Here is a 16886-nt window from a genome sequence, read left to right as displayed (position 1 = left end):
CGTCTTCGTTGCGGGTTGGTTCTAGGCGCGCGGTTGCAGGTGGCTGCGGTAGGTGAGGAGGCCTTCGACTCCGCGCAGGAAGGTTTCGGTGATGGGTTTCGGATCGGTCAGGCAACCGGCGGTCATGGCGCCGTCTCGGAGCATGATGAAGTGCCGCGCGGCGGGTTCCGGGTCGGGCTTTCCGGTGTCCGTGAAGAGCTCGGTGATCGTGGCCAGGAACCACTGCCGGTGCCTGAGAACCGCTTGGTGGACCGGATGAGTCGGGTCGGGGTACTCCGCGGCGGCGTTGAGGAACGCGCAGCCCCGGAAGCCGGGGCGCTGGATGTCGTCGGCGATGAACCGGCCGACAGTTCGTATGACGTCGTCGGGGGATGCGTCCTCAGTCCGGGCCGCGTCCACCCGTGCGCGGATCGCCTCGTCGGCTTGTGTCAGGTAGGCGACGACGAGGTCGTCCTTGCTCGGGAAGTGCCTGTACAGCGTGGCGCGCGTCACCGGTGCGGCAGCGATCACGCGATCGATGCCGACCGCGTGCAGGCCTTCGGCATAGAAGAGTTCACTAGCCGTCTTGAGCAGCCGATACCGCGCTTCCGACATCCGCTTTCCTCCCTCGAAGTACTGCGTCGAGGCTAGCAGACAGAACGATCGGTCTTGACAATCGCCGACCAGCTTGCGCAAGATCAGGTGTACCGATCGTTCTGTCTCCCAGTTCGGCGCCGCCGGGCGGGATCACCCACCGCTTCACCATCGAGAGAGGGACCTGATGTCCGGATCCATCGTCGCCGGCGACATAGCTGATGCCACCAGCGCGGCACAAGGCCTGCGGAACCTGTACTACGCCCGCTTCGGATTCGCCGTCGTCTGGGCGGGCCTGCTCGCCCTGACCGCTTCGACGCTCAACCCGGCGAGCATCGCCCTGCTGGTGATCTACCCGCTCTTCGACGTCGCCGCGGCCGTGATCGACTTCCGCTCTTCGGGAGCCGACCGTCCGAGAGTGCCGCTGTACGTCAACATGGCGGTGAGTCTGCTCGCCGCCGTCGGGTTGGCCGTCGCCGTCACCTCCGGCATTCCCGATGTCCTACGGGTGTGGGGCGTTTGGGCCATCACCGCAGGCATCGTTCAACTGATCGTCGCGATCTTGCGCCACCGGCTCGGCGGCCAGTGGGCGATGATCCTCAGCGGCGGAATCTCCACCCTCGCCGGCACCAGCTTCATCCTGCAGGCCGCCGACGCGAAGCCGTCGCTCACCACCCTCGCCGGGTACGCGACGCTGGGCGGCATCTTCTTCCTGATCTCAGCGATCCGCCTCCACCGCCGCGCCACGACCAAGTAACAAGCAGCCACCTGCGACCGGCAGCCGGCGGGGTGAGCGGTCAGCGGCTTCCGAAGGTCTCCAGGAGGGTTTGACGTTCGGCATCGGTGAGGTTGGTGTGGACGAGTTTGCTGCCCATGCCGTGGAAGCGCTCGCCCAGGCGATCGAGGTCCCCTTGCTCGGTGACGACGAACAGGGCGGAGGTCCCCTCGGTCACTTCGGTGCGGATCCGCTCGAGGTCTTCCTTCCTGATGCCGACGTCCTCGGTCGCCTTGCTGATCGCGCCGATCGCGGCACCGACGACGCCACCGATGATCGGCACGAAGAAGAGCGCTCCGAGCAACACACCCCAGAACGCACCCCACCCGGTGCCTCGCCAGGTCTCCTCGTGGCTCTGGTGCGTCGCCGGCTTGGACTCCCCTTTCGGCCAGCTGACCACCGCATGGTCGAGGATCTTCACCAGCCCGTCGGCCTGAGCATCCCGCAGCACCCGCACGGCCCGGTCGGCGCCGTCCGGATCATCGAACTTCCACACCGTGAACGCGGTCATGCCACCGCTCCTCCACCTCGAGGCCTCGGCGCAGCCTTTCGATCCCAACCAGCAGGGGGCGTACGCCGACGACCGGTTGTCCGTCCGCCGGAACCAATCACAGAACTCCCAGGCCCCGGGCACCTCATCCCCTCGGGATGAGCCGATCGCGAGCCCGGCCAGGGAGCGTGGATGCGGGGTGGCGTGTCGTTCCCGCCCGGGCGGGCCGGCGTTCGGTCCGACATGTCCTGACAGACAGAGAGGGGTCGCTGCAGATGGGCGAGTTGGTGACGTACCAGGATGGAGAGCCGTTCCCGGGGGTTGTGGGCCGGACCAGCGACGAGTCGAGTCCGGCGTGGCCGACACCGCCACGAGCGCGCGACGGAGCGCCGAACGTACTGATGTTCGTCCTCGACGACGTCGGCTTCGGACAGCTGTCGTGCTTCGGAGGACTGGTGGACACGCCGGTGCTGGACCGGCTGGCGGACAACGGCCTGCGCTACACCAACATGCACACCACGGCGCTCTGCTCACCGTCGCGCGGAGCCATCCTCACCGGGCGGAACCACCACTCGCTGGGGCTGGCCACCATCGCCGAGACGTCCACCGGCTACCCGGGCTACAACGCGATTCTGCCGTTCGACAAGGGAATGCTCAGCGAGATGCTGAGGCCGCAGGGCTACAACACCTTCCTGGTCGGCAAGTGGCACCTGTCTCCACCCGAGCACGAGACGCCGGCCGGTCCGTACGACCGCTGGCCGCTCGGCCGAGGCTTCGAGCGGTTCTACGGCTTCCTCGGCGGAGACACCAACCAGTGGTACCCCGAGCTCGTCTACGACAACCACTCGGTCGAACCGCCCGCGCGTCCCGAGGACGGGTACCACCTGAGCAGCGATCTGGCCGACAAGGCGATCGAGTTCGTCAAGGACGCGTACGTCAACGCCCCGGACAAGCCGTTCTTCCTGCACTACTGCACCGGCGCCGGGCACGCGCCGCACCATGTGCCGAAGGAGTGGGCGGACAAGTACAAAGGCAAGTTCGACGCGGGCTGGGACGAGTACCGCACGGTCGTCCACGCGCGTCAACTGGAGCTGGGCGTCCTCCCGCCCGGCACCCGGCTGTCCGCGCACGACCCCGACGTACCCGAGTGGGAGACCCTGCCGGAGAGTGCGAAACGTGTCTACGCGCGAATGATGGAGGTGTACGCCGGCTTCCTCAGCTACACCGACCACCAGTTCGGGCGAGTGATCGACTTCCTCGAGGAGATCGGCGAGCTGGACAATACGCTCTTCGTGATGATCTCCGACAACGGCGCCAGCTCGGAGGGCGGACCGGTCGGTTCGCTGAACGAGATGATGTTCTTCAACAACGTGCCCGAGTCGATGGAGGAGAACCTCGAACGGATCGAGGAGATCGGCGGCCCGAACGTCTTCAACCACTACCCCTGGGGCTGGACGAACGCCGGCAACACCCCCTTCCGGCGCTGGAAGCGCGAGACCTATCGCGGCGGCACCAGCGACCCATGCATCGTGTCCTGGCCCGACGGGATCTCCGCTCGCGGCGAGCTTCGGACGCAGTACGCCCACATCATCGACCTGGTCCCGACGGTGCTGGACGCGCTCGGCCTGACCCCGCCGAAGGAGATCCGCGGGGTCACCCAGGCGCCGATCGAGGGCGTGAGTTTCGCGCACACCTTCGACGATTCCGACGTCGGCACCCGGCACCACACGCAGTACTTCGAGATGTTCGGCCACCGCGCGATCTACCACGACGGCTGGCGCGCGGTCTGCCCGTGGCCGGGCCCGAACTTCACCGAGGCGGCGCAGAAGAACCGCCACTACGGAGACCCCATCGACGCCACGATCCTCGCCGATCTCGAGGCGAACGACTGGGAACTGTACGACCTGAGCAACGACTACGCGGAGACCGAGAACCTGGCCGCCGAGCATCGCGACAAGGTGATCGACATGGTCGGCCGCTGGTGGGCCGAGGCCGGCAAGTACGGCGTGATGCCGCTCGACGGCTCGATGCTCCAGCGAGTGAACGTCGAGCGACCGACCATCGGCAAGCCACGCGAGACCTTCGTCTACTACCCCGGCGGCGCGCCGGTGCCGTTCTCAGCGGCGCCGAAGGTCTACAACCGCGCGTTCAGCATCACGGCCGACGTGCAGGTCCCGGACGACGGTGCTGAGGGAGTGCTGGTGGCGCATGGCGGCCGCGTCGGCGGCTACTGCCTGTTCGTGAAGGACGACAAGCTGCACTTCGCCTACAACTTCCTCGGCCGGGATCTCTTCATGGTCGTCTCCGACGTCGACGTACCCCACGGCGATGTCTCGTTGCGCTACGAGTTCGAACCGACGGGCAAACCAGACTTCAAGGCCGGGAAGGGAGTGCCCGCCCAAGGCCAGCTCTACATCGACGGCCAGCTGGTCGGCGCCGTCGAGATGCCGCACTCCGTACCCAACATCTTCAGCACCGAGGGCCTCACCTGCGGCCGGGACAGCGGAAGCCGGGTCGCCCACGACTACTACCAGGACGACTTCCCCTTCACCGGCACCCTCAAGCGCGTCGCCATCGACCTCTCCGGAGACCTCATCGTCGACACCACCACCGACCTGAAGGTCGCCATGGCCCGCCAGTAGAGAGGATTGTGGCCCGGCTTCATCCGGTCCGGGGGATGCTGCGGTGGATCGTTCGCGCGGAGGGTTGGGCGCATGACGACCTCCCGAGATGCCAGCGTCACTGTCCGCGACCAGCACAAGGACGCCCTTGCGTCGATGCCGTTCTCCGACGAGCAGGACGTCGAGGACGCGAACCGTGGCCTCGTCGTACCGATCGAGGAGGCGGTCGTCGGCGCGGACGGAACCGTGTTGTGGGACAACTCGACGTACGACTTCCTGGCGGGCGACTGCCCGGACACGGTGCATCCGAGCCTGTGGCGACAGTCGCAACTGGCTGCGATCGACGGGCTCTTCGAGGTCGTACCCGGCATCTACCAGGTTCGCGGGATGGACCTGTCGAACACCACTCTCGTCGAAGGCGAGGAGGGCATCGTCGTTTCGACACGCTGCTGTCGGTGGAGACCGGCGCGGCCGCGCTCGCGCTGTACCGCAAGCACCGTGGCGACCGGCCCGTGAAAGCCGTGGTGATCACGCACTCCCATGTCGACCACTTCGGGGGCGTCAAGGGCTTCGTCTCCCAGGACGAGGTCGATGCCGGGCAGGTTCGGATCTTCGCTCCCGAGGGCTTCATCGAGCACGCGGTCGCCGAGAACGTCTACGCCGGTACGGCGATGAACCGGCGGGCGGCGTACATGTACGGCGCGGCACTGGCCCGCGGACCACAGGGCGGAGTCGGCGCCGGGCTCGGCCAGACCGTCTCGATCGGCGCGGTCTCTCTGACGGAGCCGACGGACCTGGTCACGACGACCGGCTACGAGACAACCGTCGACGGCGTCCGCATGGTCTTCCAGATGGCTCCCGACACCGAGGCGCCGTCGGAATTCCTGATCTACCTGCCCGACTTCAAGGCGTTGTGTGCTGCCGAGGACGCCACGCACAACCTGCACAACCTGCTGACCTTGCGTGGCGCGGTGGTCCGCGACTCGCACCGGTGGTCGCAGTACCTGACCGAGACCATCGATCTGTTCGGCGGCGACGTCGAGGTCGTCTTCGCCTCTCACCACTGGCCGACGTGGGGCGACCAGCGGGTGGTCGAGTTCCTCTCGCTCCAGCGCGACCTCTACGCCTACTTGCACGACCAGACGCTGCGCATGCTGAACAAGGGGCTCGTCGGACCGGAGATCGCCGAGGCGATGGTGCTGCCGCCGGCGCTCGAGAGGGCCTGGAGCACGCATGGGTACTACGGCTCGGTGAGCCACAACGTGAAGGCGATCTACCAGCGCTACCTCGGCTGGTTCGACGGCAATCCGGCGCATCTGTGGGAGCACCCGCCGGTCGAGCGGGCGAAGCGGTACGTAGATCTCGCCGGCGGTATCGACGCCACGGTCGCGGCCGCCCGGATCGCCTTTGACGCCGGTGACTTCCGGTGGGCCGCGGAGGTCGCCAACCACGCCGTGTTCGCACAGCCTGACCACGCCGCGGCGCGCGAGGTGCTGGCCGACACCTACGAGCAGCTCGGCTACGGCTCGGAGAACGGCACCTGGCGCGACTTCTACCTGTCCGGCGCCACGGAGCTCCGCCACGGCCAGTTCGGTACGCCGACCGAGACGGCGGCTCCCGATGTCATCGGGCAACTCACTCCGGCGATGCTGTTCGACGCCATCGCCATCCAGGTCAACGGGCCGAAGGCGTGGGACGAGAAGCTCACGATCGACGTAGCACTGACAGACACAGGCGAGCAGTACCGACTGCGGCTGGCAAATGGTGTCCTCACGTACAGCGGCCGGCCACAGCGGGGCGACGCCGACGCGACGCTGACGACCACCAAACGGGCCCTGCCTGCGCTGGCACTGGGCGGCCTGACCGCCGACGCCCTCGCTGCCGCAGGCCTCGAGCTAACCGGCGACGCCGGCGCCCTCGCCCGGCTCACCGCAGCACTGGACCCAGGCGACAAGAACTTCCCCATCGTCACGCCATAGCCACAGACTTCTCGAGCGGAGGGTGTGGGATTCGAACCCACGATGACGGTCACCCGCCATACCGGTTTTCAAGGCCAAGGTGCTCGGAACGCCCCATTGTGGCGCTGACCTGCATCAACGCTGGCTGATGACGATCCGCCGGTCGGCACCATTGCACGCATTCTGCACAGTTCGACAAACCGACCCCTTCCAGCCTGTCGCGTCAACCGGCGGCCGACGACGACCGATTCACCGGGTGTGGTACGAGGAGACCCGGCGCAGCGAGGGTCGGTAGCGAGTCCAGCCACTCTGCGAGCTCCCCGGGACGCCGGGGCACGTAGGTTCCGATGGGCTGCAGCTCTTTCGAACTCAACAGAGCGTGGCGCACCGCCTTATCTGGGAACACCGCCTCGCAGTACGCGTACGCCACCGAAACAGCATCGATGTCGACGATGTCGTTCACGGTCCACCTGTGCTGCGGATCCTTGTGATACCTGGTCTTCACGCTCACCGCGACCTGAGTGTGGGGCATCGCCCCCATGAACCGTCGCAACTCGTCGTCGGGCGGATCGAAGCTAGGCAAGCCCGCCTTCTGACGCTCGATCCGCATGCGGGTGTACATTTCGATCCACTCGTGCACGAACTCGCGAGCAGCGATGACGTCGCGAAGTCGGCCGCGACGCCACTTCGGATCCTTGTTCAACACCCGTTCGGTGTCCTGCTCCCATGCGAGCCGACTCCTCTGACCTTCAGCGGCCACCTCCGGCTGGAAGGCGGGATCGGCCTGGAGCTGCTTGAGGTCCTCATCGGACGGACCGCGCAGCATGCGGCGCTCCATCTCGTAATTCATCCTGGCCATCAGACTGTCGAACTCGGCGTCGGACATCTGGGCACGGACCGCGTCGGAGGTGTCGCCACCGTTCTGGTTCACGATTTTCAGCCCGCCGACCATTCCAAACGCGTGTCCGAATGTCGACCGCACAAGCGCAACACTCCGATCAGAGATGTCCTCACCCAGGATCTTCGCCATGCCCGCTTCGATCTCGAGTTCTGCGATCAGCGTGCGCCCAGCCAAGTAGCCGTAGTCGGACAGCGTCTCAAGCATGTCGGCGATGTTGCCGCGCTGCTTGGGGTCGGTGATCTGCGCGATCTCCCAGAGGTGCTCGCCGCTGAGCGGGAACATGGCGCGCCTCTCGAGTTTCGCACGCAGCGCCGCCCGGTACAGCTGGAGGTACTCAGCCGACACCTTCGTGTCGCCCCGCAATGCGCGCGCCATCCGGATGACCACGTGCAGGTCCAGGTACACCAGCGGGATACGCGGGCGCATCACATTTGCCCACACGAGTTCCTCGGCCATTGGGACCTTCAAGCCGATGTTCACACCTTTCGCCTTCCTGTGTCAGACGGATCAAGTGTGCACCGGGGGGCCGACATCCGCCTTGCGGTTTTCACCGGGCTTGCAGGCTCGATGCTGCCAACTGCTCCGCCTCGTCGTGCGGGAGCGTGCCGTTCGGGGCGCGTCATCGCGCCGGCTCCACGGGTCAGGGCCGATCGCTCCGGAGGTGCTCAGTCGCCCCGGAGCTTGGCCTCGATCCGGTCCATCGCCTGGTCCTCCTCGCCGTCCAGGCACTTGGCGTAGACCCTCATCAGGACTTCGAGCGAGTGCCCCGCCCAGTCGGCGACGCGTTGCGGATCGACCCCGCTCGCCAACCAGGTGGACACCGCCGCGTGTCGAAGGTCGTACGGGCGCTCGGCGAGTCGTGAGGTTCGGGCCACCTCGATACCGAAGGCGGCGACCCGTGCGGCCTTCCACATCGCCTGGTACGTCTTGCCCGGCAGGGCTCCGCCTCGCTGACCCCAGAACAACAACCCGTCCTTGGTCGTGCCGAACCTGTTGAGGTGGTCGTGAAGGATCTCGGTCAGCTCGGGTGGGCATGGAGCCCACCGGCCGGCGCCCTGCTCGCGGTGCTTCAGCCCTCGCTGGTCGCGGTCCTCTCCACTGTCAGTCCAGGCGCTGCCCGCGAACGGATTCGACCCCGTCAAGTACAGCTTCCCGCGTCCCTCGTCCGGGATGTGCAGGTTGGCCTTCGTCAGGTCAACCGCCTCGCCGGGACGCAGCGCCGAGTAGTACATACAGGCGAAGAACGCCACCATCCGTGGCCCGCTGCCAGGTAGCTGACCCACGGCCGTCAGCAGCGCCCTGGCCTGCTGCGGATTCGGTACCGTCGCCGGGTCCACTACGTCCGTGTTGTGGACCTTCGGTCGTGCCCACTTGATGGTCGTGATCGGGTTCACCGTGAGGTGTTTCTTCTCTACGGCGAACTCGCACAGGTTCCACAGAACGGCCCGCCGGCGGGCCGTGTAGGTGGTTGATGCGGCCTTGCCGTCCAGCTTGCTTCCGACCGCGTCCAGGGCAGCGCGGATCGTGTCTGGCTTGGCAAGATCTGAGAGCGGTTTGCTGCTTGCAGCAGCCCACTTCAGAAGTGCTCGTACGTCGTCGGGAGCCGATTCGCGCTGGGCACTGTTGAATGCCCACTTGTGTAGCGCCATCCGGAGCGCCTTGGCGTCCGCACCTGTCTTGCGCCCCTTCAGCATCACGGGGGCGACAGCCACCAAAGCGTCGGCGATGCTGCGACGGCTGTTCGCCGCCGCCCGCGGCCACTTCATGTCCACGTACTCGCAGGCGAACTCGTAGAACGTCACCTTATTCAGCGCACGAGCTTCGGAGATCGGCCGCCCGGTGTCGGTGTAGAACGCCTCGCCGCGACCGACCGCGCTGACCAGCTTGGACCGTTCGTTCTTGGCGAGAGTCTTGTTCGAGCGGGTCAGGCTGAACGGTTCCTTAGCGACCCTCCAGCGGACGGTGTAACTCTGTTTGCCTTTGGCAAGCTTGTTGACCTGGAGTTCGTCGGAGATCCGCACATCGAAGGTTGTTTCCATCAGGCGGCCTCCTCCAGGCTGTCGAGCCAGCGTTCGAGTTCGTCGCGGCGGATGCGGATCTCGCCGTTGGGCAGCTTGATGCACGTCGGGGCGACGCCCTTGGTTCGCCACTCGTAGAAGGTGGATCTGGAGATGCCGAGTTCAGCGCAGACTTCGGGGATCGTCAGGCGGGTACGGATGGTGGTCGGCGTTGTCATCGGGGTGCTCCTTGGGAGGCGACGAGAGAGGGATTCGCTCATGGAGGGGGACAGCGGGGACAGCAGGGTTGGGGACTGTCCCCCTGGTTCGGAGGTAAAACCGCAGGTCAGAGCGTCGAGGGGGACAGGGGGACAGCGGGGACAGCTCATGGGAGACCGCCTGTCCCCGGTTCTGGCGGTGCGGTGTACCCGCCGTTGCCGACGCGGACCAGGTGGCCGGCTTCGGCCATCCGTGAGCAGGTTCGCTTGGTGTTGTCGTGGGCGGTTCCGGTGGCGTCGGCGATCTCCTTCGGGGTGGCGCCTTGGTGGCCTCGGACGTAGCGAAGGATCACTGCCCGGGTGTCGTGCAGGGTGTGGTCGAGGGCGGGTCCGTCGAGCAGTGACCAGGTGCCGGTGGGCTGGTCGAATTTCAGTGCTCGTTCGGCTTCTTCCACGTCGCGGCCGGTGGTCTTGAGCACGGCGTCGGCCTCGTGGCGCGAGCGCGCGAGGACGTGGATGGTGTCGGCGGCTCCGGCGATGCCGTTGGTTCCTGACAGTTCCTCCAGGAAGTCGTCGGCGGCCATTTTGCGGGTGTGGTGAACGAGTACGACGGCGATGCCGTATTCGTCGGCGATGGCCTTGGCGAGTCCGGCGGCGCGGTAGTCGTCGCTGTAGGCGTTCGATCCGGCGGGCGTTCCTCGGACCTTGGCGAACACGTCGATGACGACCATGCGGGCGTCGGGGTGGGTGTCGAGCCAGGCGCGGATCATGTCCGCTCCCCCGGCGGACAGGTTGGGGCAGGCGGTGGGCAGGTACAGCCCGGCCGGGGCGGTGGCTCCGTCGAGCACCTTGAGGATGCGGCCTTGCAGGCGGCGCGGGTTGTCCTCTAGTGCGAGGTAGAGCACCGGGCCGGCGGCGCAGTCGATCGCGTGCAGTGCCCGGTATCCGCCCGCCACGGCGACCGCCCAGCCGAGTGCGAGCCACGACTTGCCGACCTTCGGCGCCCCCGCGAGCACCGAGAGTCCTTCCGGGACCAGGCCGGTGATGGCCCAGTTCGGTTCGGGAAAGTCGTGCTGCACGAGCCGGTCGGCGGTCCAGGCGTCAGCGAACGGGTGCAGCGCGCGTACGTTGCTGCCCAACTGGTCGCCGTAGTGGCCGGGGTCGAGCGGGTTGGCGGTCATCAGGCAGCGGCCTCTCGATCGAACAGCGACAAAGGCTCATGGGGCGGGATGGAAGCGACCACGTCGTCGCGCCAGGCGAACGCGAACCGGGGGCAATTCGCACAGGTGACGTGCGTGCAGCCGTGCAGCGGCGGTTCGTACCGGGCGGCGAACGACCACGCCATCGAGTCGGCGGAGGCGAGGCGCTGACCGTAGCGGCGCAAGCCCAGCACCTTGATGCCGAAACCGTGCAGGCGGCCGACGCCGACCGAGTGGAGCGCGTCCACGATGTCGGCCGCCTCGCCGGTGGCCTGGCGGCGGCACACCGACCCAAGCCCCACCACAGGCGCTGTCGTGAGGTCAACACCGGCTGCGGCGTACAACTCGACGCAGGCCAGGTAGTCGTCAACCTGCCAGCCTTGCACGACAGGAACGAACGGCAGATCGGGGGCGAGGGCGCGCAGGGTGAGGTAGTTGTCCACGGTGCGGCGCTGGTGTTCGGCGATCGACAGGCCGGTCTTGGTGGTGATCCACGGCTCACACATCCAGTCCTGCGGTGCAGCCCACGCCAGCTGTCCGATCTCGTCGCGGTACCGGCGAACCGCCGCCACGTACGCGTCGGGCGTCGGTCCGTGGTCCCAACTGCCATGGGTGTCCAACTCGGTGAACCCACCGGAGTCCAGCGCCCAACCGCAGGCCGCGCGCGGCAGGCTGCGGTATCGGCGCAGCCGCCGATCCGACACGAACAGCGGCACCGGCGACCAGGCGAGCCAGCCCGGCTCGTGCGTGCCCAGGAAGAACTCCACCGCGGTCATCAGGCGGCCACCGCCTGCCCGGCATCGAGGTCGCCGATGCCGGTGATGTCATGGCCGAGTGCTTCGGCGGTGGCGGCGATCAGGTCGCGGGCGGCGGGCGGGGTGACGGCGTTGCCGAGCTGGCGGACGCGTTCGCGTTTGTTGCCGAGTACGACGTAGCCGGGGGTGAAGGCCATGCCGGCGGCGATCTCGTGCGGCTCCAGCATCCGGAACAGGCAGTCCTCGACGGCCGGGGTGGCGTACTCAAGGAGCGACTGATGCCCGGCGGTGGTGAGGGTGCGCAGCGGTTCCCCGGCCGGGGTGGACATCTCGGCACCGCCCGTGTTGTTGCGCATGACGAGGGCGTAGCGGTCGCGGGTGGTGAAGGTGCCGTGCGGGTCGTCGGTGCTGCGGACGCTGGCCGCCGTGGCGTTGCCGTAGTAGGGCATCAGCAGGCCGTGGTGGTTGCCTGCGGCGGCGAACGTGTCAAACACCTGCCCGGTGGTCTTGGCGGTGTTGTTGGCGCGCAGCGGGATCACCAGCCCTTCGCATTCGGTCGCGGTCCGGGTCCGCATCACCTCGGTGACCGGTGTGCCGGTGTCGTTCCAGGTGCCGCCGGCGGGCACCAGCAGGGCGTTTTCGTTGCGGGTCGTCTGGGTCCGCAGCACGGCGGTGACGGGCATGGCCTGTTTGCCGTCGCGGCCTTCCATCGGCACCACCAGCGGCGTCTGTGACAGCGCGGCGATGCGGGCGTGGCGGTCGAGCGCGGCGGCGATCCGCGCCATGGTCTTGGCCGCGAGCGGACGGGCCTTGTCGCCGATCCGCTCGCCGGTCAGGCTCCAGTCGATCGCGGACGCGGCAGGCAGCCAGCCCGGCTCCACAATCTGGTTGCGGCAGGCCACGTTCGGGCAGCGCCACACGTACTGCGCGCGGTAGCGGCCCCACGCCAAGGCGGGTCTCTTCCAGGCCTGCATCGCCCGCACCAGCTGGTCGCAGTCGAGGCAGTACGCCACGGGGCGGGTCCAGCGGTTCAGGTCCGGGCAGCGGGTCTTCTTCAGGTGTGCGACGACGTACATGCGGTCTCGTGACTGCGGGGCGGGCAGGCCGCCGGCCTGGGCGTGCATGCTGTTGAGGTAGACGATGTGCAGGCAGTAGCCGAGCGCGTCGAACCCGGCCCGCCACGACGGCCACAGCACCCACTTCGCCGCGTCCACGACGTTCTCCACGATCACCACCGGGTACCGGTGGTGCTCGGTGAACCGCAGCACGTCCCACATCGTCGCCCGCGACCGTTCGGCGGCCTCGTCGGGCAGGGTCTCGCCGAACAGGTCCGGGGTGGCGTCGATGTTGCGTTTGTGGCCCTTGGCCTGGGAGTGGTTCGTGCACTCCGGGGAGAACCACGCGCCATCGGTGCGCGGGTAGCGGCGCGGATCGACCTGCGACAGGTCGGCGCAGTCGTGGTCGGTGCGCGGGTGGTTCTCCTGGTGGGTCGATACCGCCAGCCGCCAGTGATTCGCGGCCATCCGCACCGTCACGCCGGGGACCTGGATCGCGCCGGTACTCGATCCCCCGGCCCCACAGAACAGGTCGGTCCAACTCATCGCGAAACTCATCAGGCGGCAACCTTCCGGGGTCGCTTCGCACCGGCCCGCAGGCCGGACGTGATCGTCTTGTGGGCTTGGGTTTCGGAGTGCGGCTCGGGACAGGTCGCCGCCAACTGGTGTTCGGCGTCCAACAGGGCGGCGTACACCTCGGCTTCGGTCAGCGCGCCCCCGGCGACCAGACGGCCCAGGTTCTGCGCGGCCATGAACAGCGCGTTGTTGTGCTCGCCCGCGGCGGCGGTGACGACGTGGCGGCACTCGTCAGCGACCGCGGTGTCCAGGTAGGCCGACCGGTGCCCGGCGTGAACGCGCACCGGCGCCACCGGAGCGGGCACTACGGCCGGGACGGTGAGGCGTTCGGTCAGCCACCCGGCCAGCGGCGCGGGGGACACGTCGTGGACCAGGTCGTAGCGGTTGCCTGCGACAACCGACCCGGCGGCCACGACGTACCCGCCGGCGGCACGGGTATCGACCAGCCACCCCAGCCCACGACCCCGGGTGCCGCCGGTGTTGCGCAACTCCACACCTTCGGGTGCGGTGAAGTACAAGTGGAACCCGCCGCGCCCGGTCTGAACGGTGTAGGTGCCGTGCGCACCTGTCGGGAACGGCTGCCCAGCCTCAGCACACAGGTCGGCGAACACGTCGCAGCCATCGGTGATCCCGGGCCGCTGCCACGCAGCCGGCGCGGTCTGCCCGGCCTTGGGCCGGTCCAGGTCGATCACGACCAGGCGGGCCGGTCCGCAGGCGATCGCGACGCCATGGTGGGCGTGGCCGGGCCAGTTCCACCAACGGGTCAGCCGGGCCTCGTCGGTGGTAGCGGCGGTCTCCCACGCCTCGATCGCGGGCACCTTCGCGCCCGGCGCGAGAGGGAACACCGGCCAGCCGCGCCGGGCCGCGTCGAGCGCGACCGACAGGTTCGGCAGGTTCGGGGTCACGGTTCCTCCAATCGATACGGAGCAGGTCAGGTGGTCTCCGGTGGCCGGGCCGGTCCAGGTGCGCGCGGCCCGGCCACCGGGCTTCAGGGGTGGGTCAGAACGGCGGTTCGCCGCTGTCGGGCCGGGTCCACGGGTCGCCGCCAACCGCACCGCCCGCGGCGACGGTGGCGGGCTGGCGGTTGGCGTTGGCCCACGGGTCGTCGGGGTTGCCGCTGGTCTTCGCGGCGCGGGTCGCCTTGGAGACCTTGGCGGTGGCGAACGTCAGCGACGGGCCGATCTCGTCAACCTCCAGGTCGATCGAGGACCGCTTGTCGCCCTCGGGGGTCTCCCAGTTCGACTGCCGCAACCGGCCGGTCGCGATCACCCGCTGGCCACGCTGGAGGGATTCGGCGACGTTCTCGGCGACCTGCCGCCACGCCGTGGCCCGCAGGAACAGCGTGTCGCCGTCCACGTACTCGCCCGCGGCCTTGTCGTAGCGGCGCGGGGTCGAGGCGATGGAGAACCGGGCCAGCGCGGCACCGGAGGTGGTGAAGCGCAGTTCGGGGTCGTCGGTCAGGTTCCCGACGATGGTGATGATGGTTTCGTTGCTCACAGCAATTTCCTTCCTGGGAGGTGGTGTGTCAGGCGGCGTTGGGGCCGATCGGTGCCAGTCCGCGTTCGGCGCGGCGGGCGTTGAGCCGGGTGCGGCTGTCGATGGCGTCGAGCCAGGCGGTGACGACGGCGAGCACGTCGATGAGTTCGGCGCGGGTGTTGTGGCCGGGTCCGTCGTAGGTGAGTGTGTTGGCGAGCTCGCCGACTTCCTCGACCAGGACCGGCAGCCAGCGCGGCGAGTCCGCCGCCAAGGCTTCGATGCTGTTGGCGCCGTGCTTGGCGTGCGCGTTGGCGCGGGCGCGGGTGGCCTCGATGATCAGATCTACGGTGGTCACCGGTGCCACCACCGCACGCGGCCGGCGGCCTTCTCGAACCGGCGCCGGGCCTTGACCGCGTCGCGGGTTTCGTTGTTGTCGGAGTAGCGGTTCAGGTCGGCCAGCGCCTCGTTGTACTCCTCGCGCCGGGTGAGCTTCTTCTTGCTGGTCTTGGTTCTCGCCACGGTCATGGGTCCTCTCGGGTGGTGGGTCAGATGGCGTTGCGTTTGGTGCGTTCGGCGTGGTTCCACAACCGGCGGCCGATCCGCAGGCGGCGGCCGGTGCCTTTGCAGCGGGGGCAGTCGCGCCATGCCTTGCCATTGGGGGCGTGCAACCGGCCGAGTCCCTTGCAGCGCCCGCAGGCCCGGAACGGCCAGATCCGGCAGGTGAGCAGGTAGCCGCCGCCGAACACCACGGCCGCGACGATCAGCACCAGCACGCTTGCGGCGCTGACGAGCGCGGCCAGGGGCACCGTGTGGGCGACGGCGTGGACGGTTTCGACGGGCTGGATCAGCGGCGCGATCACCGGCGGCCCTCACCGTCGCTGGTGTCACTGGCCGTACCGCTGGCACGCTGGGCGGCGTGCCAGGCCTGGGTCTCTTCCCAGACCGCAAGGGCGTCGCCGGTGAGCCAGCCGCGCCGGCCTCGATCGTTGTGGCACCAGCCGAGGGCGCGGTGCAGGCGCATCGGGTCGGTGCGGTAGAGCTGGACCCTGCGCAGCAGCGTTCCACCGTCGTCGGGGGTCGCGATCCAGGCCAGCATCGGGAACCGGTCGTGTGCGGTCTCGGCGGCGGCGAAAGCCTCGGCGTGCCCGAAGCTTGGGATGACGCGCTCGCCGTGTGTGTGGTTGGCGATCCGCAGCACGATCCGGGTGCGGAGCCGCTGGACCAGCGCGGGCGACACGTCGGGCAGGCGGCGGGCGGTGACGGCGGCGGCGAGGTGGATGCCGACGGATTCACCGCGGCCGGCGAGCCAGAACAGCTTGTCTCCGATGTCGCGGCCGGTGCCGTGCGGGTCGTGGGTGAGCCACCAGTCCAGGTTGGGGATGACGACCACGTGCCGGTGCAGTCCCGCGGTCTCGGTGTCGGTGCGGGCCGGGTCGATCCCGGCCGCCTTCAGCGCTGACGGCGGCAGCGCTGTCGCGTCGGCCACGCTGGTCACCTGCCGGGTGGCGCCGGCGGCGGCGAGGTCGGCGTTGAGCGCCTGGAGGTGGTCGTTGCGGCGCTGCATCTCGCGGTGCAGGGCGTCGAGGTCGGCCAGCACCTGCGCGGCGGCGGTGTCGTCGGACAGGCCGTCAGCGATGCCGTGGGCGCGGGTGACGAACCGGTCCGCGAGCAGCCGCATCGCGGCCCATTCGCCGGTGCTGTCGTAGACGTGCAGCCGCGCGCCGGGGTACTTGGCGGCGTGGATCGCCAATCCCCGCACCGTCGTGGTCACTCCGGTCTTGCGGTCGCCGCTGATCAGGACGTGACCGGGCGGCAGGTGCACCAGGTTGCCGTAGTAGTCCAGGCCGATCGGCACGTCGCCGGCACCGAACGCCAACGGGGCGCCGGGCAGCGCCGGCGGGGTCGAGGCGAACCCACCACACACCAATTCCGGTCGCGGAGAGTAACCGCTGAGGTGGTCGCGGAGCGTCTTCCAGGCGGTGGTGAGAGTGCGCATCAGCGGGCTCCTATGGCTATCTGCGGGCCGTTGAGGGGTGGGGTTAGCACTAGCGGTGGTTCGGGGGGTCAAGGGCGCTCCTGAGGCCTGAATTGGGCTGTTTGTGGCATGGCTTCGCGGACCCGTTAGACCTGGTGTCTTCGCAGGTCACGGGTTACTTTCGGTTGCTAGCGGAGGTGCTAGGTCTAGCGGGGCCAGGTGCTAGTGTCGCGGTAACGAAATAGCTTTACCTCGTGGGATCATGGGTTATGGCGTTGACTGTGCCCGTGGATGTTCCGGCCGAGGATCGCAGGGTG

18 protein-coding genes are annotated in these 16886 nt (G+C 68.3%); 4 read left to right on the top strand and 14 right to left on the bottom strand.

What is annotated here, in order from left to right:
• Positions 1 to 21 precede the first annotated feature (21 nt).
• Positions 22 to 594 carry a TetR/AcrR family transcriptional regulator gene (locus AB0H36_RS37585; protein ID WP_360534905.1) on the bottom strand — a complete coding sequence of 191 codons (573 nt, stop codon included), beginning with the start codon at positions 592 to 594 and terminating at the stop codon, positions 22 to 24.
• A gap of 166 nt (positions 595 to 760) precedes the next feature.
• Here AB0H36_RS37585 and AB0H36_RS37580 point away from each other — a divergent pair, with 166 nt between their 5' ends.
• The gene (locus tag AB0H36_RS37580) at positions 761 to 1330 is read left to right on the top strand and encodes a hypothetical protein (RefSeq protein ID WP_360534903.1); all 570 of its coding nucleotides are present in this window, start codon (positions 761 to 763) and stop codon (positions 1328 to 1330) included.
• 40 nt (positions 1331 to 1370) lie between these two features.
• Here the strand turns inward: AB0H36_RS37580 and AB0H36_RS37575 are convergent, their stop codons facing one another.
• Entirely contained in the window at positions 1371 to 1859 is a 489-nt protein-coding gene (locus tag AB0H36_RS37575) for a DUF1269 domain-containing protein (protein ID WP_360534901.1), read from the bottom strand.
• A 254-nt stretch (positions 1860 to 2113) separates the two neighbouring features.
• Between AB0H36_RS37575 and AB0H36_RS37570 the strand changes: the two genes are divergently transcribed.
• The 3 genes from AB0H36_RS37570 to AB0H36_RS37560 all read left to right on the top strand — a co-directional run bounded on the left by AB0H36_RS37570 (position 2114) and on the right by AB0H36_RS37560 (position 6438).
• A complete protein-coding gene (locus tag AB0H36_RS37570; protein ID WP_360534899.1) occupies positions 2114 to 4480 on the top strand; it encodes an arylsulfatase in 2367 nt (788 codons plus the stop codon).
• A gap of 72 nt (positions 4481 to 4552) precedes the next feature.
• Positions 4553 to 4975, top strand: coding sequence for a hypothetical protein (locus AB0H36_RS37565; protein ID WP_360534897.1), 423 nt, complete (start codon positions 4553 to 4555; stop codon positions 4973 to 4975).
• Positions 4915 to 6438 carry an alkyl sulfatase dimerization domain-containing protein gene (locus AB0H36_RS37560; RefSeq protein ID WP_360534895.1) on the top strand — a complete coding sequence of 508 codons (1524 nt, stop codon included), beginning with the start codon at positions 4915 to 4917 and terminating at the stop codon, positions 6436 to 6438. Before AB0H36_RS37565 ends, AB0H36_RS37560 begins: the two co-directional genes overlap by 61 nt.
• 202 nt (positions 6439 to 6640) lie before the next feature.
• On the opposite strand, the gene AB0H36_RS37555 is transcribed toward AB0H36_RS37560, so the two are convergent.
• From AB0H36_RS37555 to AB0H36_RS37500, 12 genes are all read right to left on the bottom strand, one after another.
• Complete coding sequence (locus AB0H36_RS37555; RefSeq protein ID WP_360534893.1) at positions 6641 to 7798, bottom strand: hypothetical protein; 1158 nt, start codon at positions 7796 to 7798, stop codon at positions 6641 to 6643.
• A gap of 185 nt (positions 7799 to 7983) precedes the next feature.
• On the bottom strand, positions 7984 to 9357 hold the full coding sequence (locus tag AB0H36_RS37550; protein ID WP_360534891.1) for a tyrosine-type recombinase/integrase: 1374 nt from the start codon (positions 9355 to 9357) through the stop codon (positions 7984 to 7986).
• Positions 9357 to 9554, bottom strand: a complete 198-nt coding sequence (locus AB0H36_RS37545) for a helix-turn-helix domain-containing protein (RefSeq protein WP_360534889.1) — start codon at positions 9552 to 9554, stop codon at positions 9357 to 9359. Before AB0H36_RS37545 ends, AB0H36_RS37550 begins: the two co-directional genes overlap by 1 nt.
• 146 nt (positions 9555 to 9700) lie before the next feature.
• Positions 9701 to 10714 carry an AAA family ATPase gene (locus AB0H36_RS37540; protein ID WP_360534887.1) on the bottom strand — a complete coding sequence of 338 codons (1014 nt, stop codon included), beginning with the start codon at positions 10712 to 10714 and terminating at the stop codon, positions 9701 to 9703.
• Positions 10714 to 11508 (bottom strand): hypothetical protein, encoded by a 795-nt coding sequence (locus AB0H36_RS37535; RefSeq protein ID WP_360534885.1) that lies wholly within the window; start codon positions 11506 to 11508, stop codon positions 10714 to 10716. The genes AB0H36_RS37540 and AB0H36_RS37535 overlap by 1 nt, the downstream gene beginning before the upstream one ends.
• Positions 11508 to 13100, bottom strand: a complete 1593-nt coding sequence (locus tag AB0H36_RS37530; RefSeq protein ID WP_360534883.1) for a DNA cytosine methyltransferase — start codon at positions 13098 to 13100, stop codon at positions 11508 to 11510. Before AB0H36_RS37530 ends, AB0H36_RS37535 begins: the two co-directional genes overlap by 1 nt.
• Positions 13100 to 14023: a bifunctional DNA primase/polymerase gene (locus AB0H36_RS37525; RefSeq protein ID WP_360534881.1), complete on the bottom strand. Its 924-nt coding sequence runs from the start codon at positions 14021 to 14023 to the stop codon at positions 13100 to 13102. The genes AB0H36_RS37530 and AB0H36_RS37525 overlap by 1 nt, the downstream gene beginning before the upstream one ends.
• A gap of 94 nt (positions 14024 to 14117) precedes the next feature.
• Complete coding sequence (locus AB0H36_RS37520) at positions 14118 to 14615, bottom strand: single-stranded DNA-binding protein (RefSeq protein ID WP_360534879.1); 498 nt, start codon at positions 14613 to 14615, stop codon at positions 14118 to 14120.
• Between the two features lie 28 nt (positions 14616 to 14643).
• The gene (locus AB0H36_RS37515) at positions 14644 to 14949 is read right to left on the bottom strand and encodes a hypothetical protein (protein ID WP_360534877.1); all 306 of its coding nucleotides are present in this window, start codon (positions 14947 to 14949) and stop codon (positions 14644 to 14646) included.
• Complete coding sequence (locus AB0H36_RS37510; RefSeq protein WP_360534875.1) at positions 14946 to 15119, bottom strand: hypothetical protein; 174 nt, start codon at positions 15117 to 15119, stop codon at positions 14946 to 14948. The genes AB0H36_RS37515 and AB0H36_RS37510 overlap by 4 nt, the downstream gene beginning before the upstream one ends.
• A 20-nt stretch (positions 15120 to 15139) precedes the next feature.
• On the bottom strand, positions 15140 to 15454 hold the full coding sequence (locus AB0H36_RS37505) for a hypothetical protein (protein ID WP_360534873.1): 315 nt from the start codon (positions 15452 to 15454) through the stop codon (positions 15140 to 15142).
• On the bottom strand, positions 15451 to 16590 hold the full coding sequence (locus tag AB0H36_RS37500) for a hypothetical protein (protein ID WP_360534871.1): 1140 nt from the start codon (positions 16588 to 16590) through the stop codon (positions 15451 to 15453). The genes AB0H36_RS37505 and AB0H36_RS37500 overlap by 4 nt, the downstream gene beginning before the upstream one ends.
• Positions 16591 to 16886: the final 296 nt, after the last annotated feature.

Origin of the sequence: Kribbella sp. NPDC050820 (genome assembly GCF_040653975.1) — a bacterium.
GTDB lineage: Bacteria > Actinomycetota > Actinomycetes > Propionibacteriales > Kribbellaceae > Kribbella.
The sequence above is the reverse complement of the archived record's forward strand: the minus strand, read 5'-3'. Positions and strand labels throughout refer to the sequence as shown.

Coding starts and splice junctions, on each gene's coding strand:
- AB0H36_RS37585 (WP_360534905.1), bottom strand. CDS start 594: ATGTCGGAAGCGCGGTATCGGCTGCTCAAGACGGCTAGTGAACTCTTC.
- AB0H36_RS37580 (WP_360534903.1), top strand. CDS start 761: ATGTCCGGATCCATCGTCGCCGGCGACATAGCTGATGCCACCAGCGCG.
- AB0H36_RS37575 (WP_360534901.1), bottom strand. CDS start 1,859: ATGACCGCGTTCACGGTGTGGAAGTTCGATGATCCGGACGGCGCCGAC.
- AB0H36_RS37570 (WP_360534899.1), top strand. CDS start 2,114: ATGGGCGAGTTGGTGACGTACCAGGATGGAGAGCCGTTCCCGGGGGTT.
- AB0H36_RS37565 (WP_360534897.1), top strand. CDS start 4,553: ATGACGACCTCCCGAGATGCCAGCGTCACTGTCCGCGACCAGCACAAG.
- AB0H36_RS37550 (WP_360534891.1), bottom strand. CDS start 9,357: ATGGAAACAACCTTCGATGTGCGGATCTCCGACGAACTCCAGGTCAAC.
- AB0H36_RS37545 (WP_360534889.1), bottom strand. CDS start 9,554: ATGACAACGCCGACCACCATCCGTACCCGCCTGACGATCCCCGAAGTC.
- AB0H36_RS37540 (WP_360534887.1), bottom strand. CDS start 10,714: ATGACCGCCAACCCGCTCGACCCCGGCCACTACGGCGACCAGTTGGGC.
- AB0H36_RS37535 (WP_360534885.1), bottom strand. CDS start 11,508: ATGACCGCGGTGGAGTTCTTCCTGGGCACGCACGAGCCGGGCTGGCTC.
- AB0H36_RS37530 (WP_360534883.1), bottom strand. CDS start 13,100: ATGAGTTTCGCGATGAGTTGGACCGACCTGTTCTGTGGGGCCGGGGGA.
- AB0H36_RS37510 (WP_360534875.1), bottom strand. CDS start 15,119: ATGACCGTGGCGAGAACCAAGACCAGCAAGAAGAAGCTCACCCGGCGC.
- AB0H36_RS37500 (WP_360534871.1), bottom strand. CDS start 16,590: ATGCGCACTCTCACCACCGCCTGGAAGACGCTCCGCGACCACCTCAGC.